Annotated in this window: 13 protein-coding genes; 4 read left to right on the top strand and 9 right to left on the bottom strand. The window is 73.2% G+C overall.

Annotated elements, in window-relative coordinates:
- Positions 1 to 55: 55 nt before the first annotated feature.
- The 5 genes from K4S16_RS07455 to gap form a co-directional block, all read right to left on the bottom strand.
- Positions 56 to 427, bottom strand: a complete 372-nt coding sequence (locus tag K4S16_RS07455; protein ID WP_149258133.1) for an RNA polymerase-binding protein RbpA — start codon at positions 425 to 427, stop codon at positions 56 to 58.
- Positions 428 to 508: 81 nt separating this feature from the next.
- Positions 509 to 751, bottom strand: coding sequence for a preprotein translocase subunit SecG (gene secG / locus K4S16_RS07450; protein ID WP_149258132.1), 243 nt, complete (start codon positions 749 to 751; stop codon positions 509 to 511).
- A 140-nt stretch (positions 752 to 891) separates the two neighbouring features.
- Complete coding sequence (tpiA, locus tag K4S16_RS07445; protein WP_149258131.1) at positions 892 to 1692, bottom strand: triose-phosphate isomerase; 801 nt, start codon at positions 1690 to 1692, stop codon at positions 892 to 894.
- A 3-nt stretch (positions 1693 to 1695) separates the two neighbouring features.
- Positions 1696 to 2928, bottom strand: coding sequence for a phosphoglycerate kinase (locus K4S16_RS07440; RefSeq protein ID WP_149258130.1), 1233 nt, complete (start codon positions 2926 to 2928; stop codon positions 1696 to 1698).
- 74 nt (positions 2929 to 3002) lie between these two features.
- Entirely contained in the window at positions 3003 to 4007 is a 1005-nt protein-coding gene (gene gap, locus K4S16_RS07435) for a type I glyceraldehyde-3-phosphate dehydrogenase (protein WP_149258129.1), read from the bottom strand.
- A 223-nt stretch (positions 4008 to 4230) separates the two neighbouring features.
- Here gap and K4S16_RS44255 point away from each other — a divergent pair, with 223 nt between their 5' ends.
- The 4 genes from K4S16_RS44255 (at position 4231) to K4S16_RS46380 (ending at position 9384) form a co-directional block, all read left to right on the top strand.
- On the top strand, positions 4231 to 4962 hold the full coding sequence (locus K4S16_RS44255; RefSeq protein WP_160160864.1) for a hypothetical protein: 732 nt from the start codon (positions 4231 to 4233) through the stop codon (positions 4960 to 4962).
- Complete coding sequence (locus tag K4S16_RS44250) at positions 4959 to 6248, top strand: hypothetical protein (RefSeq protein ID WP_160160863.1); 1290 nt, start codon at positions 4959 to 4961, stop codon at positions 6246 to 6248. The genes K4S16_RS44255 and K4S16_RS44250 overlap by 4 nt, the downstream gene beginning before the upstream one ends.
- Positions 6238 to 7446 (top strand): hypothetical protein, encoded by a 1209-nt coding sequence (locus K4S16_RS07425; RefSeq protein ID WP_149258127.1) that lies wholly within the window; start codon positions 6238 to 6240, stop codon positions 7444 to 7446. The genes K4S16_RS44250 and K4S16_RS07425 overlap by 11 nt, the downstream gene beginning before the upstream one ends.
- Positions 7447 to 7521: 75 nt before the next feature.
- The gene (locus tag K4S16_RS46380; RefSeq protein WP_149258126.1) at positions 7522 to 9384 is read left to right on the top strand and encodes a heparinase II/III family protein; all 1863 of its coding nucleotides are present in this window, start codon (positions 7522 to 7524) and stop codon (positions 9382 to 9384) included.
- Between the two features lie 462 nt (positions 9385 to 9846).
- Here K4S16_RS46380 and whiA read toward each other — a convergent pair whose 3' ends face one another.
- From whiA to uvrC, 4 genes are all read right to left on the bottom strand, one after another.
- Entirely contained in the window at positions 9847 to 10827 is a 981-nt protein-coding gene (gene whiA, locus K4S16_RS07415) for a DNA-binding protein WhiA (RefSeq protein WP_149258125.1), read from the bottom strand.
- Positions 10828 to 10888: 61 nt separating this feature from the next.
- Positions 10889 to 11857 (bottom strand): uridine diphosphate-N-acetylglucosamine-binding protein YvcK, encoded by a 969-nt coding sequence (gene yvcK, locus K4S16_RS07410; RefSeq protein WP_149258124.1) that lies wholly within the window; start codon positions 11855 to 11857, stop codon positions 10889 to 10891.
- Between the two features lie 52 nt (positions 11858 to 11909).
- Positions 11910 to 12788, bottom strand: coding sequence for an RNase adapter RapZ (rapZ, locus tag K4S16_RS07405; protein ID WP_149258123.1), 879 nt, complete (start codon positions 12786 to 12788; stop codon positions 11910 to 11912).
- Positions 12785 to 14776 (bottom strand): excinuclease ABC subunit UvrC, encoded by a 1992-nt coding sequence (uvrC, locus tag K4S16_RS07400; protein ID WP_149258122.1) that lies wholly within the window; start codon positions 14774 to 14776, stop codon positions 12785 to 12787. Before uvrC ends, rapZ begins: the two co-directional genes overlap by 4 nt.
- Positions 14777 to 14788: the final 12 nt, after the last annotated feature.

Below are 14788 nucleotides of genomic sequence, written 5' to 3'. Positions count from 1 at the left end.
CGTGTGGCCCGGCCCCTCTCCGGGACCGGGCCGCACGGTGCCGCTGCGGCCGGCGTCAGCGGGCCGCGGCCTCCATGGCCTGCTTGACGGCGGCGCGCTTCTGCCGGAGCTTGGCGAGCGCCTCCTCGAGGATGGCCTCGCCGTCCTCGTCGCTGCGCCGCTCCTTCACGTACGCGAGGTGGGTCTTGTAGGGCTCCGTCTTCGGCGGGGCCGGGGGGTTCTCGGAGTCCTGGCCGGCGGGGAACCCGCAGCGCGGGCAGTCCCACGTCTCGGGCACCGCGACGTCCGTCGCGAAGCTGGGGCGGGTCTCGTGCCGGTTGGCGCAGTAGAAGGTCACCCAGACGCGGGGGGCGGCGTCGCCGCGCTCCGCCTCTCCCATCGGACCGGCCCCGACACGGCTGCCCCGAATCGCGTTGCCACTACCCACGGATTACTCCTCGCTTGGTGTTCCGCCGCCGCCCGTGACCTTCGAGGACGGCGCGGCGCTCGCATGTGTTGAACGGGCGGCTCAGCCGACGCCCTTGTGCTTGAACAGCAGTCCGAGCACGATGACCGCGGCGAACCAGACCACGCCGACGCCGATGGTCAGCCGGTCGAGGTTGCGCTCGACCACCGAGGACCCTCCGAGGGACGACGAGACGCCGCCGCCGAACATGTCGGACAGGCCGCCGCCCTTGCCCTTGTGCATCAGGACGAGGACCACCATCAGCAGGCTCGTGACGATGAGCACGATGGACGTTGCGATGATCACGTTTCTTCAGCGCCTTGTCTGTAGTTCAGGACGGAGGGTCGGGCCGGACCGGGCGTTTACCCGTCAGCTACGAAGGGTACGACGAAGTCTTCGCTGGTTCGGCAAGAACCCCTGGTTCACACGGAATTGATCAGTTTTGATCAGACCGGCAGATCCCGGTACCGGCAGATTTTGACGAACTCGCCCGGGTCCAGGCTGGCACCACCGACCAAGGCGCCGTCCACATCGGCCTGCGCCATGATCCCGGCGACGTTGCCGCCCTTGACCGAGCCGCCGTACAGGATACGCGCCTCGTCGGCCACTCCGCCGTCGTACAGCTCGGCGAGCCGCGTACGGATGGCGGCGCAGACCTCCTGCGCGTCCTGCGGGGTGGCGACCTCGCCGGTGCCGATCGCCCAGACCGGCTCGTAGGCGATCACGGTGCGCCGCACCTGGTCGGCGGGGATCTTCTCCAGCCCGCCGTCGACCTGCGCGAGGACGTGCGGGACGTGCTCGCCGGCCTTGCGGACCTCCAGGCCCTCGCCGACGCACAGGATCGGGGTGAGGTCGGCGACGAGGGCGGCCTTGGCCTTGGCGTTGACGACCGCGTCGTCCTCGGCGTGGTACTGGCGCCGCTCGGAGTGCCCGACGACGGCGTAGGTGCAGCCGAGCTTGGCGAGCATCGCCGCGGAGATCTCGCCGGTGTAGGCGCCGGACGCGTGCTGGGAGACGTCCTGCGCGCCGTACTGGATCGCGTACTTGTCGGCCTCGATCAGCGTCTGCACCGAGCGCAGCGCCGTGAACGGCGGGATCACGGCGACGTCGACGGCGTCGTGGTCGGCGTCCTTGAGCGCGAACGCCATCTTCTGGACGAGCGCGATCGCCTCGAGGTGGTTGTTGTTCATCTTCCAGTTGCCGGCCATGAGCGGCTTACGGCCGGTCTGCGGGGTCGCGGGGGCCATCGGTCAGTCCTCCAGGGCTTGCAGGCCGGGCAGCGTCTTGCCTTCGAGGTACTCCAGGCTGGCGCCGCCGCCGGTCGAGATGTGGGAGAAGGCCGCCTCGTCGAAGCCGAGCCGCCGGACGGCCGCGGCGGAGTCGCCGCCGCCGACCACGGTGAACGCGCCGGAGTCGATGAGGCCCTGCGCGACGGCGCGGGTGCCGTGCGAGTAGGGCTCCATCTCGAACACGCCCATGGGGCCGTTCCAGAACACCGTCCTGGCGTCGGCGAGGCGGGAGGCGAACAGCTTGCCGGACTCGGGCCCGATGTCCAGGCCCAGCCGGTCGGCCGGGATCGCGTCGGCGGGGACCACGTCGTGGTCGGCGTCGGCGGCGAACGCGGCGGCCGCGACGATGTCGACCGGCAGCACGAACTCGACGCCGGACTCCTCGGCCCGCCGCAGGTACTCGCGGACGGTGCCGAGCTGGTCCTCCTCCAGGAGGCTCTTGCCGACCTCGTGGCCCTGCGCCTTGAGGAAGGTGAACACCATGCCGCCGCCGATCAGGATGCGGTCGGCCTTGCCGAGCAGGTTGTCGATGACCCCGAGCTTGTCGGACACCTTGGACCCGCCGAGCGCGACCGCATAGGGGCGCGCGACGTCCTCGGTGAGCTTGCGCAGCACCTCGACCTCGGCGGCGATCAGCCCGCCCGCGGCGTGCGGGAGCCGCTTCGGCACGTCGTAGACCGACGCGTGCTTGCGGTGCACGGCGCCGAAGCCGTCCCCGACGTAGACCTCGGCGAGGGCGGCCAGCCGGTCGGCGAGGGCGCCGCGCTCGGCGTCGTCCTTGCTGGTCTCGCCCGGCTCGAAGCGCAGGTTCTCCAACAGGGCGACGCCGCCGTCCGCGAGGCCGCCCGCGACGGCCTGGGCCGACTCGCCGACGACGTCGGAGGCGAACGCCACCTCCGCGCCCAGCAGCTCGCCCAGGCGGGCGGCGACCGGCGCGAGCGAGAACTCGGGCTTGACCTCCCCCTTGGGGCGGCCGAGGTGGGCGCAGACGATGACCTTGGCGCCCCGGGCCCGCAGCGCCTCGATCGTCGGCAGGCTGGCCCGGATCCGCCCGTCGTCGGTGATCTGCATCGTTGTGGGGGGACGACCCCCCACACCCCCCGGAGGGGGGTCAGAGCCCTCCAGCGGGACGTTGAGGTCCGCCCGCAGCAGGACGCGCCGGCCGGCGACGTCGAGATCGTCAATGGTGCGCATCGGGATGCGGTGTCCTTCCGTACACGGCCGCGCCGTGGCCGCGCGTCGCGCGGCCACGGCGGTGGCGGCTTCGGTTACAGCTGCGAGCCGACGAGCTTGACGAGGTCGACGAGGCGGTTGGAGTAGCCCCACTCGTTGTCGTACCAGCCGACGACCTTCACCTGGTCGCCGATGACCTTGGTCAGGCCGGAGTCGAAGATGCAGGACGCCGGGTCGGTGACGATGTCGCTGGAGACGATCGGGTCCTCGGTGTAGGTGAGGTAGCCCTTCAGCGGGCCCTCGGCGGCGGCCTTGAACGCCTCGTTGACCTCCTCGACCGTCACCTCGCGGGACAGCTCGGCGGTGAGGTCGGTGGCCGAGCCCGTCGGCACCGGGACGCGCAGGGCGTAGCCGTCGAGCTTGCCCTTCAGCTCCGGCAGCACCAGGCCGATCGCCTTGGCGGCGCCGGTGGAGGTGGGCACCACGTTCAGCGCGGCGGCGCGGGCGCGGCGCAGGTCCTTGTGCGGGGCGTCCTGCAGGTTCTGGTCCTGCGTGTAGGCGTGGATCGTCGTCATCAGGCCCTTCTCGATGACGAAGCTGTCGTGCAGCACCTTGGCCAGCGGGGCCAGGCAGTTGGTGGTGCAGGACGCGTTGGAGATCACCGTGTGGTTCGCCGGGTCGTACTTGTCCTCGTTGACGCCGAGGACGACGGTGAGGTCCTCGTTCTTGGCCGGCGCCGAGATGATCACCTTCTTGGCGCCGTTGTCGGCGTGCACCCGGGCCTTGTTGGCGTCGGTGAAGAAGCCGGTGGACTCCACGACGATGTCGGCGCCGACCTCGCTCCACTTGAGGTTCGCGGGGTCGCGCTCCTCGAAGGCCTTGATGGCCTTGCCGCCCACGACGATCTCGTCCTCGGTGGCGCGCACGTCCTCGGGGAAGCGGCCGAGGATGCTGTCGTACTTCAGCAACTGGGCGAGGGTGGCGTTGTCCGTCAGGTCGTTGACCGCCACGACCTCGATGTCGGCCCCGGACGCCTTCACCGCGCGGTAGAAGTTGCGGCCGATCCGGCCGAACCCGTTGATGCCTACTCGGATGGTCACGGAACGGCTCTCCTCGTACGTCGTATCGCCCGGTGCCAGCCGGGCTGTTACCTACGGTCGATCCGGGGTTGATCCCCACCTCAGACCCTATCCAATGACCCGCGGGTAGCCGGACACCGGTTTCGTGGGATTCACGGGTGAGCCCGGCTTCCCCCGGTCGGGGGATCGCCCGCCCCGGTGCGGCTTTCCTCGCACAGCACGATCATCACTACACTCCGGGGCCATGTGGCGAGGGTGGTCGGTTCTCATGGCGGGGCTGGTGGGGGCCGTCCTGCTCGCCCGCCCGGCCGGTGCGGCACCCCCGCCGGCACGCGCCGAACCGGTGGGCCGCGCCGACGCCATCGCCGCCGCGCTCCGGCGCGATCCCGTGTACGTCACCGACCACGCGCCCCGCGTGCTGCCCCCCGACGCCGCCGCCCGGATCAGGGCGTCCGTCGCCCGGCTCGGCGCACCCTCGTACGTGGCGGTGACGCCGACCGTGGGAGTCGGCCAGGAGAACCCCGCCGACTCACTCGCGGCGCTGCTCCGCGACCGCCTGCGCAAGGACGGGATCTACATCGTGGTCGCCCCGTCCGGCGGCGACGGAGAGGTCCGGCAGTTCGGCGGCGCCCGCCGCCTGCCGCTGGAGGACGCCTGGCAGGCGGCGGACTTCGAGACCGCCTACGACGCGAGCGCGCCGGACGTGATCGCCCGGTTCGTGGACATCGCCTTGTCCGGACACGCGAGGGAGCGCCGCGACCATCCGCGTCCGGCGCCGAAGTCGAAGGTCCGCGAAGCGCTGGACGCCGACGACGCGGCGGACCGGCGCGCGGCCCGCGTCGAGTGGAGCGTGTTCGGCGGCGCCGCCGCGCTGAGCGGGGGATCGATCCTCGGGCTGCTGGTCCGCCGCCGCGTCCTGCGCTCCAGGCGGCCGAAGAGGCCGCCGAGGAAGAACACCGCGAAGGCGCGCCGATGAGGCGGGTCCCGGCGGTGCTCGCCGCCCTCGCACTCGTATTCACAGCGCTCGCGGGGCGGCCCGGTACCGCCGCCGCGGACGGACCGCCCCCGCACGCCTACCACCGGCTCGACCGGGTGGGCGCCGCGCTCGCCAAGGATCCGCTCTTCGTCGACCCCGACGTCGCGCAGGCGCTCGGCGAAGCCGACCGCGCCCGGCTCCGCACGGCCGTCGGCACGGCGGCGAGGCGGCTCGGCACACCGGCGTACGTGGTGGTGATCCCGAACCCCGGCGAGTCGGAGGCGCAGGGCCGCGACGACGCGTTCCTGTTCATGCTGCACGAGCGGTCGCGGCGCGACGGCCTCTACGTGATGGCCGATGCGCACGGCCGACTGGAGTCCGAGGCGTTCAACGTGCCGCGCCGGGGCCCCTCCCCGCTGGACGAGGAGCCGGGGGACGCGGCGCCCCGCGACCACGAGCGCCCCTTCACCGGGCTCGCCGACCGGATCGTCCGGCGGCTGGACGGCTACGCGGCCGCGCCCTCGGCGTCCCCCACCCTGCCGACGTTGTACTCCAGCCCGGACCCGTTCGGGCAGGAGAACGCGCTCACGCCCGCCGAGCCCGAGATCAAGGCCCCGCTGCTGACCGGCCTCCTGCTGGCGGGGCCGGCGGGCGCCGCCGTGCTGTACTGGCTGGGCCTCGGCGTCCTGGCGCTGCGCCGGGGCGGGCGGTCGCGCTCCCCCGTACGGCGGAAGGCCGGACGGCAGGCCCCGGCGCGCACCGAACCGAGCGTGCGCTGGCTCCACCGCCACGGGGCGAAGGACCTCGGGGCGCTTCGCCGCCTGCTCACCACGACCGGAGCCGAGCGGGGACGCCCCTACGCCGTCTCCGCCTACGACGCCGCCCAGATCCTGTACGACGACGCCAAGAACGACGACTCCAAGGCGATCGATCTGGTCGGCGCGATCGTCCTGGCCCGCCAGGGACGCGTCGCCCTCACCCGCGACGCCGAGTCCCCGCCGCCCCCGTGCCTGGTGAACCCGCTGCACGGCGGGTCGGTCGTGCGCAGGCGCGTCCCGAAGCTGGACATGAGGGACGGCGCCCTGCCCAAGCAGCTCCCGCTCTGCGAGGACTGCCGGCGGCTCGCCGAGCGGGGCGGCCTGGACGAGCGGCGCCTCCTGCGGATCCCGGGGCCGGACGGGCGCCGCCCGCACACCCTCGTCCCGGGCGTGTGGCGCGACACGGCGTGGGGCGCCCGCGGCAAGACCTTCCTCCCCCGTGTGATGAGGTACCTCGGTGTCGACTGAACCGTCCCCCGGCGAACGGCTGGCCGCCGCTCTGCGGCGCTCCCCGATCCACGTCGACCCCTCCCTGGCCTCCGCGCTGCCCCCGGCGGAGCGTCGCGCGCTCATCGCCAAGTTCCGCAAGGCGCCCGCGCCGGTCTACGTCGTGCTGGTGCCCCTGGTCAAGGGCGGCACGTGGACGGACGCCGAGCAGCTGGCGACCGTCGTCCACGACCGCCTCGGCCGCGACGGGATCTTCATCACCCTCGACGACGACAGCGGGGACCTGAAGGCGCGCGAATGGGGCGGCGACCACCGGGCCGACCGCGCCGCCTGGGCGGTCGCGCTGGACCGCGCCATGGACGACGCGCCGCTCGCCGCCCGGCTGTCCCGCATCGCCGACCTCATCGTCTCCGGCACCGGCCAGCAGGAGTACGACCGGGTCTCCGCCGAGATCGACAAGCGCTACAACGCCCGGCACGGCACCCCCCGGCCCGAGCGCGGCGGGGACGGGGGCGGGCTCGCGCTGCCCGTCGGAGCGGGCGCGGCGGGCGTCGCCGTGGCCGGCGTCGCCGGGTTCCTGCTGTGGCGGCGCAGGCGGATGGCCTCCGTCCGCCGCGAGGGCGAGGGCCTGCTGATGCCCCGCACGGTGTTCGCCACGGCGAACCGCGCCACCGAGGACCAGCTCCGCGAGCAGGCGTCCCGCGAGGTCATCGCGTTCGGGGAGCTGCTGGACGAGAGCACCGTCCCGACCTCGGGCGAGCGGACCCGCGCGCTGATGGCCCGCGCCCTGGACGCCTACCAGGCCGCCGGGAAGACGCTCGACGCGGCACGCGGCGTCCCCGACCTGGCCGGCGTCCTGGTCCTGCTCGACCAGGGCCGCGACGCCCTCGCCTCCGCGCAGGCCGTCGCGAAGGGGCGTCCCGAGATCCCCCCGGTCCCGCTGTGCTTCTTCAACCCGCTCCACGGCGACGCCACAAGCGACCTCGACTGGCGCCCCCTCGGCTCCCGCAAACGGCTGAGCGTCCGCACGTGCCGCCCCTGCGCCCGCGCAGCCCGCGAGAAGCGCCCCCCAGAGGTCCTCACCGACACCCGCGACGGCCGGGAGGTCCCCTACTACGAGGCCGACCCGTCCCGGAGCGTCTGGGCCGAGACCGGCTACGGCCAGCTCCGCGACGACCTCGTCCAGCGCGTGCTGCGCGGCGACAACGCCCCGCGCTGACCCGTCGCCCAATGTTTACCGGCCCTTCACCGGCGGCGGACCGCCGCAAGGGCGCGTCGCGTGTGTGGTTGGACTGTGGTCCATCGGCCTTCCAGAAGAGCCCGCGGCGCGTCCGGCGCCGCGCTGCTGCTGTCCTTGGCGACCGGCTGCCAAGGCGCCGCCTCGCCGCCCGCGCCCGTCGTGCCGGTGAAGGCCCGCGCCGCGGCGCCCAAGGCCGTATGCCTCGGCTACAACGGCCTCGACAGGCTGAACCCCGCGGCGCAGGTGCGCGCGGGCCGGTTCGCCGCGCCGGGCAGCGCCCCCGTCCGCGTCGCCCGCGGAACGCACGTGGACTGGGGCCTCGACCCGTACGGCGACCGGTCGTGGCAGCTCTGGTTCCACTCGCTCGAATGGCTCGGCGGCCTCATCAGGCAGTTCGAGCGGACGGGCGACCGCGCCGCGCTGGAGACGGCCGCGAGCATCGCGCGGGACTGGCTCGCCGGCAACACCGGCCCCGAACGGTTCGACGCGCACCGGCGCGAGGCGGTCGCCGAGGCCGCCAAGTTCCGCCTCGCCACCCTCGTCTGCCTCCGCCGGCACCTGCCCGGACGGTGGCTGGACGAGGCGATCGCCGACCACGCGGGGTGGCTGGCCCGCCCCGAGCACTACTCGGGCCCCTGGAACCACGGCACCGACGAGTCGATGGCGCTCATGACGGCGGGCTGCGGCATCGGCCGGGAGGACCTCGCCCGACTCGGCTACCGGCGCCTGCTCGACGCGAGCCTCGCCCCGCCCGGTGACGCGCGCCCGGCCATCGACGAGGAGGGCGCCGGAAACGAGCAGTCCGCGCACTACGCCGTGTACAACCGGGCCCGGTGGCGCCTCGCGTTCCGGGTGGTGCGCGCGTGCCGCCGCTCCGTCCCCACCGAACTCGCCCGCCGGCTCCGGCTGCTGGACGAGTTCATCGCGTTCCAGATCACGCCCGGCGGGGACCTGCTCCAGATCGGCGAGTCGTACGCGGCCAGGGCGTCCGGGATCGACTCCCCCGGAGCGGGCCCGATCAGGTACATGGCGACGCGGGGCGCGGAGGGCGCCCCGCCCGAGGAGCGGGCGCGGGTCTACCGCGCCGGGTACGTCATGGGCCGGTCCGGATGGGGACGGGAGGGCCGCCCGTTCACCGAGGAGATGTCCTACACCGCGCGCTTCGGCCCGGGCCGCTACGCGCACGGGCAGAACGACCACATGGCGCTGACCTTCCACGCGCTCGGCCGGGACGTCCTCGTTCCCAGCGGCCACATCGGCTACAGCGCCCCGTCCTGGCGGAGATGGCTGGCCTCGCCGGAGGCGCAGAACACGCTCGTGGTGCGGGGCGTCCCGTTCCGCGACAGCGCGCCGACGGCCCTGGTCGCGCACGCCTTCCGGCGCGGCGCCGACACGTTCCGGTTCTCCGACACCGCCTTCGCCGGCACGACCCGGACCCGCTCGGTGCTGGCCGCGTCCGACCCCGACGCCCTCGTGGTGCTGGACGAGGTGCGCTCCGCCGTCCGCCACCCGGTAGAGCAACTGTGGCACCTACCGCCGGCGTTCACCGCCGCCCCGGAAGGTACCGGCGCCGTAGCCACCGCCGGCCACGTCCGCGTCCACTTCATGCGACTCCCCCTCCCCGGCACGCCCCGAGGAGAGACCAAAATCGTCCGAGGCGCCCTCGACCCGCCACAGGGCTGGATCGCCCCCGCCGCCCGCAAGCGCTCCCCCGCCCCAGTGGTGTCCTTCACCACCCGCACCGGCACCCAACCAGCCCGCATCCTGACCCTGATAGCCCCCGTCCGCGGCCAGGAACCCCCAAAACTCCAGACCAGAACACTCCCAAACGGCACCCTCCACGTAGAGGCGACGTTCCCAGCCCACACCCTGACCTTCGAGGCGTCCCCAGACGGAACCCTCCACCGCCTCCCCTGAGCAAACCCACACCCAACGCTCCAGGACGGGCCACGTTGCGACGCTCTAGAACGTGCCACGTTGTGACGCTCTACGACGGGCCACGCCATAACACTCTTGGAGTGGACCTGAGCCGAGGCGCGGGTCGGGCGGCCGGAAGGCGATCTGGGCGCCTGGAGGTCGCCCGACCCGCCGAGCCGGGCGACCGCAGCGCCACGACGAAACCTGCACGGGCACAACACACCAGAACCGTGGCGTGAGGATCGCCCGGCTCGCAACGGGGGGATTGGGGGTCGCCCCCCAGAAAACCACTGCGCGGGCAGGCGCGTGGAGCGAGCGCAGCGAGCGCAACGCGCATGCCCGCCGACGCAGGCGACCGCAGCGACGCCACACCGGCCGTCACGGGCACAGTAGGCCGCAACGGCGGCGTGAGGATCGCCTGCGTCGTGACGGGGGGTATGGGGGGTCGCCCCCCCCAATTGACTACTGCGCGAGCATGTCCGCCGTGAGGTTCGCCTCGGTGCCGGGGATGCCCTGGTCGCCGGCGCGCTTGTCGGCCATGGCGAGGAGGCGGCGGATGCGGCCGGCGATGGCGTCCTTGGTGAGGGGCGGGTCGGCGAGCTGGCCGAGTTCCTCCAGGGATGCCTGCTTGTGCTCCAGGCGGAGGCGGCCGGCGTTGACGAGGTGCTCGGGGGCGTCGTCGCCGAGGATCTCCAGGGCGCGGGCGACGCGGGCGCCGGCGGCGACGGCGGCGCGGGCGGAGCGGCGCAGGTTGGCGTCGTCGAAGTTGGCGAGCCGGTTGGCGGTGGCGCGGACCTCGCGGCGCATCCGGCGCTCCTCCCAGGCGAGGACGCTGTCGTGGGCGCCGAGCCGGGTGAGCAGCGCGCTGATCGCGTCGCCGTCGCGGACGACGACGCGGTCGACGCCGCGGACCTCGCGGGCCTTGGCGTGGATCTTCAGGCGGCGGGCGGCGCCGACGAGGGCGAGGGCCGCCTCGGGGCCGGGGCAGGTCACCTCCAGCGACATGGAGCGGCCGGGCTCGGTGAGGGAGCCGTGCGCGAGGAACGCGCCGCGCCAGGCCGACTCGGCGTCGCAGGCGGCGCCCGCGACCACGTGCCGGGGCAGGCCCCGGACGGGCCGGCCGTTGTTGTCGATGAGGCCGGTCTGCCGGGCGAGCGACTCGCCGTCCCGGAAGACGCGCACGACGTAGCGGTTGCCCTTGCGCAGGCCGCTCGGCGCGAGCACGACGACCTCGGAGGTGTGCCCGAACACCTCCGCGATGTCCTTGATCAGCCGCCGGGCCGCCACGCCGGTGTCGATCTCGGCCTCGATCACGATGCGGCCGCTGACCAGGTGCAGGCCGCCCGCGAACCGCAGCAGCGTCGAGACCTCGGCCTTGCGGCAGCACGGCTTCAGCACCGTGAGCCTGCTCAGCTCGTCCTTGACCACACCGGTCATCGCCATCTGATGAACCCTCCCCCTATCGGACTTCCAGCAGTGTGGCCGATTCCGGCCCCACCGGTCGTCACTCGGTGAATATCTTGTCGAAGGCTTGGGCCAGACGGGCGGGTTCATGACGCGGCGAGCCGTCGTCGGCGGCGACGTCGGCGAGCACGAGGCGGCCGCCGAGGTCCTGGACGGCCTTGTCGAGGGCGTCCGGGTCGTCCACCACCCCGCGGTCGGCGAGGACGACGTCCACGCGCAGGTCGGGCGCGTGCGCCTGCAGGACCTCCAGGTGCGTCTGCGGCGAGAAGTCGTCGGTCTCGCCGGGCTGCGGCGCGAGGTTCAGCGCGACGACGCGGCGCGCGCGGGAGGTGGTGAGGGCGCGCGCCAGCGCGGGCACCTTCAGGTGCGGCAGGACGCTGGTGAACCAGGAGCCGGGGCCGAACACGATCCAGTCGGCGTCGTCGACGGCGGCGAGGGTCTCCGGGCAGGCGGGCGGGTCGGCGGGCACGAGCGACACCCCGAGGACGCTGCCGGGCGTCTTGGCGCACGCCACCTGCCCCTTGACATGGGTGATCTCGTCGGGCCTGGCCGGGTCGGCGCCGCGGACCTCGGCGACGATGTCCATGGGGATGGCCGCCATCGGCAGCACGCGGCCGTGCGCGCCGAGCAGCCGGCCGACCCAGTCGAGGCCGGCGACGGTGGAGCCGGGCGAGGCGCCGTCGCCGCCGAACAGCTCCCACAGCGCGACGATGAGCAGGTTGCCGACGGCGTGGCCCTGCAGGTCGCCCTCGTCGCGGAAGCGGTGCTGGACGACGTCGCGCCAGGTCTGCCCCCATTCGTCGTCGCCGCAGAGGGCGGCGAGCGCCATCCGCAGGTCGCCGGGCGGCAGCACGCCGAGTTCGCGGCGCAGCCGGCCGCTGGAGCCGCCGTCGTCGGCGACGGTGACGATCGCGGTCAGCCGGTCGGTGACCCGGCGCAGCGCCGACAGCGACGCGTAGAGGCCGTGGCCCCCGCCGAGCGCGACGACCTTCGGGCCGAGGGGCTTCACCGTGCCGTTACTCTCCTCGTCCGGGACCCCCGCCGGGTCCCGGCGCGGGCCGTCATTCGCGGCCGAGGTCACGATGGGCGACCTGCACCTCGATGCCCTCGTCCCGCAGCCGGGCGGCGATCTGTTCCGCCATGGCAACACTACGGTGTTTTCCGCCGGTACATCCCACGGCGAGCGTCACGTAGTGCTTGCCCTCGCGTTCATACCCGTCCGCGAGGAGCCGCAGCACCTCGGCATAGGCGTCCAGGAACTCCTTGGCGCCGCGCTGGCCGAGGACGTAGTCGCGCACGGCGCCGTCGCGGCCCGTCTTCGGCCGCAGCTCCGGCACCCAGTGCGGGTTCGGCAGGAACCGGCAGTCGACGACGAGGTCGGCGTCGACCGGCAGGCCGTACTTGTAGCCGAACGACACGACGGTGGCGCGCAGGCTGGACTCGCCGCTGTCGTTCCCGAAGAAGCCGATGATCTTGTTGCGCAGCTCGTGCACGTTGAGGCCGCTGGTGTCGATCACCAGGTCGGCCTCGGCGCGGACCTCCCGGACCAGCTCGCGCTCGCGGGCGATGCCGTCCACCAGGCGGCCGTCGCCCTGCAGCGGGTGGGGGCGGCGGACGCTCTCGAACCGGCGCACGAGGTCGGCGTCGCCGGCCTCCAGGAACACCACGCGCGGGTGGACCCCGCGGGCCTCCAGCTCGGCGATCGAGGAGTGCAGGTCGTCGGTGAACGCGCGGCTGCGGACGTCGACGACGACGGCGATGCGCGGCACCGCGTCCTTCACCCGGCCGCCGAGGTCGGCCATCGTGGCGAGCAGCCCGGGCGGCAGGTTGTCGACCACGAACCAGTCGAGGTCCTCCAGCGACTTGGCCGCGGTGCTGCGGCCCGCCCCGGACATGCCGGTGACGATGACGATGTCCGGAATCTTGGTCTCGCTGGTCATGCCCGTCTCCCCCTGTGCTCCCCGCCGTCCCCGCCGGGTTCCTCGCCCGCGCCGCCCGCCGGGGCGGCCCCGCCGTGCAGCGCCGCCACGATGCTCTCGGCGCTGCGCTTGCCGATTCCCGGGACCTCGGCGACCTGCTCTGGCGTCGCGTCCTTCAGCCGCTTCAGCGAACCGAAGTGTTTCAGCAGCGCCGCGCGGCGCGCCGGGCCCAGACCCGGAACGTTATCGAGTTCGCTGACCGTCATGGACCTGGACCGCCGCTGCCGGTGGAAGGTGATGGCGAAGCGGTGCGCCTCGTCGCGGACCCGCTGGACGAGGAACATGCCCTCGCTGTTGCGCGGCAGGATGACCGGGTCGGCCTCGCCGGGGAGCCAGAGCTCCTCCAGCCGCTTGGCGATCCCGCACACCGCGATGTCGTCGACGCCGAGCTCGTCGAGGGCGCGCTGCGCGGCCGCGACCTGCGGCGGGCCGCCGTCGACGAGCACCAGGTTCGGCGGGTAGGCGAACTTGCGCGGCCTGCCGGTCTCCGGGTCGATCGGCTGGTGCGCGCCGTCCTCCTCCGGGTCGCCGAGGGCGTCGAGCTCGCCGGTCTTCTCGCTCTCGGCGAGGTAGCGCCTGAACCGGCGGGTGATGACCTCGTGGATGGAGCGGACGTCGTCCTGCCCCTCCACGCCCTTGATCGTGAACCGGCGGTACTCGCTCTTGCGGGCCAGGCCGTCCTCGAACACGACCATCGACGCGACCACATCGGTGCCCTGCAGGTTGGACACGTCGTAGCACTCGATCCGCAGGGGCGCGTCGTCGAGCTCCAGGGCCTCCTGGATCTCCTGCAGGGCGCGGCTGCGGGTGGTGAGGTCGGACGCGCGGCGCGTCTTGTGCTGCTTGAGCGCCTCGTGGGCGTTGCGCGCGACCGTCTCCAGCAGGGCGCGCTTGTCGCCGCGCTGCGGGACGCGCAGCCGGACGGGCCCGCCGCGCTGCTCCGCCAGCAGCTCGGCCATGGCGTCCTCCTCGGGCGGCAGGGCCGGGACGCAGACCTCGCGGGGCACCGACTCGCTCTCGCCGTAGATCTGGATGAGGAAGTGCTCGACGAGGTCGGCGGTGGTCACGTCCTCGACCTTGTCGACGACCCAGCCGCGCTGCCCGCGGATGCGCCCGCCGCGCACGTAGAACACCTGGACGGCCGCCTCCAGCTCGTCCTCGGCGAAGGCGATCATGTCGCAGTCGGTGCGGTCGGGCAGCACGACCGCCTGCTTCTCCAGCGCGCGCTCCAGGGCGCGGATGTCGTCGCGGAGGCGTGCGGCGCGCTCGTACTCCTGGGAGGCGGCGGCCTCGCGCATGTCGCGTTCGAGGCGCTTGATGAACCGGGTGGTGTTCCCGGCCATGAAGTCGCAGAAGTCCTCGGCGAGCAGGCGGTGCTCGTCGGGCGAGACGCGGCCGACGCACGGCGCCGAGCACTTGCCGATGTAGCCGAGCAGGCAGGGCCGGTCGAGCTGGTGCTGCCGCTTGAACACGCCGGCGCTGCACGTCCGGACGGGGAACACGCGCAGCAGCTGGTCGACCGTCTCCCGGATCGCCCAGGCGTGGGAGTACGGCCCGAAGTAGCGCACGCCCTTGCGCTTGGCTCCCCGCATCACCATCACCCTCGGAAACTCCTCGTTCAGGGTGACGGCGAGATAGGGATAGGACTTGTCGTCGCGGTAGCGGACGTTGAACCTTGGGTCGAACTCCTTGATCCAGGAGTACTCCAGCTGGAGGGCCTCGACCTCGGTACCGACGACCGTCCAGTCGACGCGGGCGGCGGTCTGCACCATCGTCTGGGTGCGGGGGTGCAGGGCGGAGAAGTCGGCGAAGTAGGAGTTCAGCCGCGAGCGCAGGTTCTTCGCCTTGCCCACGTAGATGACCCGGCCGTGCTCGTCGCGGAACCGGTACACCCCCGGGGATTCCGGGATGGAGCCGGGTGCGGGTCGGTAGGTCGCCGGATCTGCCACGTTCGAAAGCCT

It is taken from the genome of Actinomadura sp. K4S16 (assembly GCF_008327685.1).
In the GTDB taxonomy this organism is placed as follows: domain Bacteria; phylum Actinomycetota; class Actinomycetes; order Streptosporangiales; family Streptosporangiaceae; genus Spirillospora.
The sequence above is the reverse complement of the archived record's forward strand: the minus strand, read 5'-3'. Positions and strand labels throughout refer to the sequence as shown.

Bases quoted from the DNA above. Each gene is read 5' to 3' on its own strand.
- tpiA (WP_149258131.1), bottom strand. From the start codon at position 1,692: ATGGCCCCCGCGACCCCGCAGACCGGCCGTAAGCCGCTCATGGCCGGC.
- K4S16_RS07440 (WP_149258130.1), bottom strand. From the start codon at position 2,928: ATGCGCACCATTGACGATCTCGACGTCGCCGGCCGGCGCGTCCTGCTG.
- K4S16_RS44255 (WP_160160864.1), top strand. From the start codon at position 4,231: ATGTGGCGAGGGTGGTCGGTTCTCATGGCGGGGCTGGTGGGGGCCGTC.
- K4S16_RS44250 (WP_160160863.1), top strand. From the start codon at position 4,959: ATGAGGCGGGTCCCGGCGGTGCTCGCCGCCCTCGCACTCGTATTCACA.
- whiA (WP_149258125.1), bottom strand. From the start codon at position 10,827: ATGGCGATGACCGGTGTGGTCAAGGACGAGCTGAGCAGGCTCACGGTG.
- rapZ (WP_149258123.1), bottom strand. From the start codon at position 12,788: ATGACCAGCGAGACCAAGATTCCGGACATCGTCATCGTCACCGGCATG.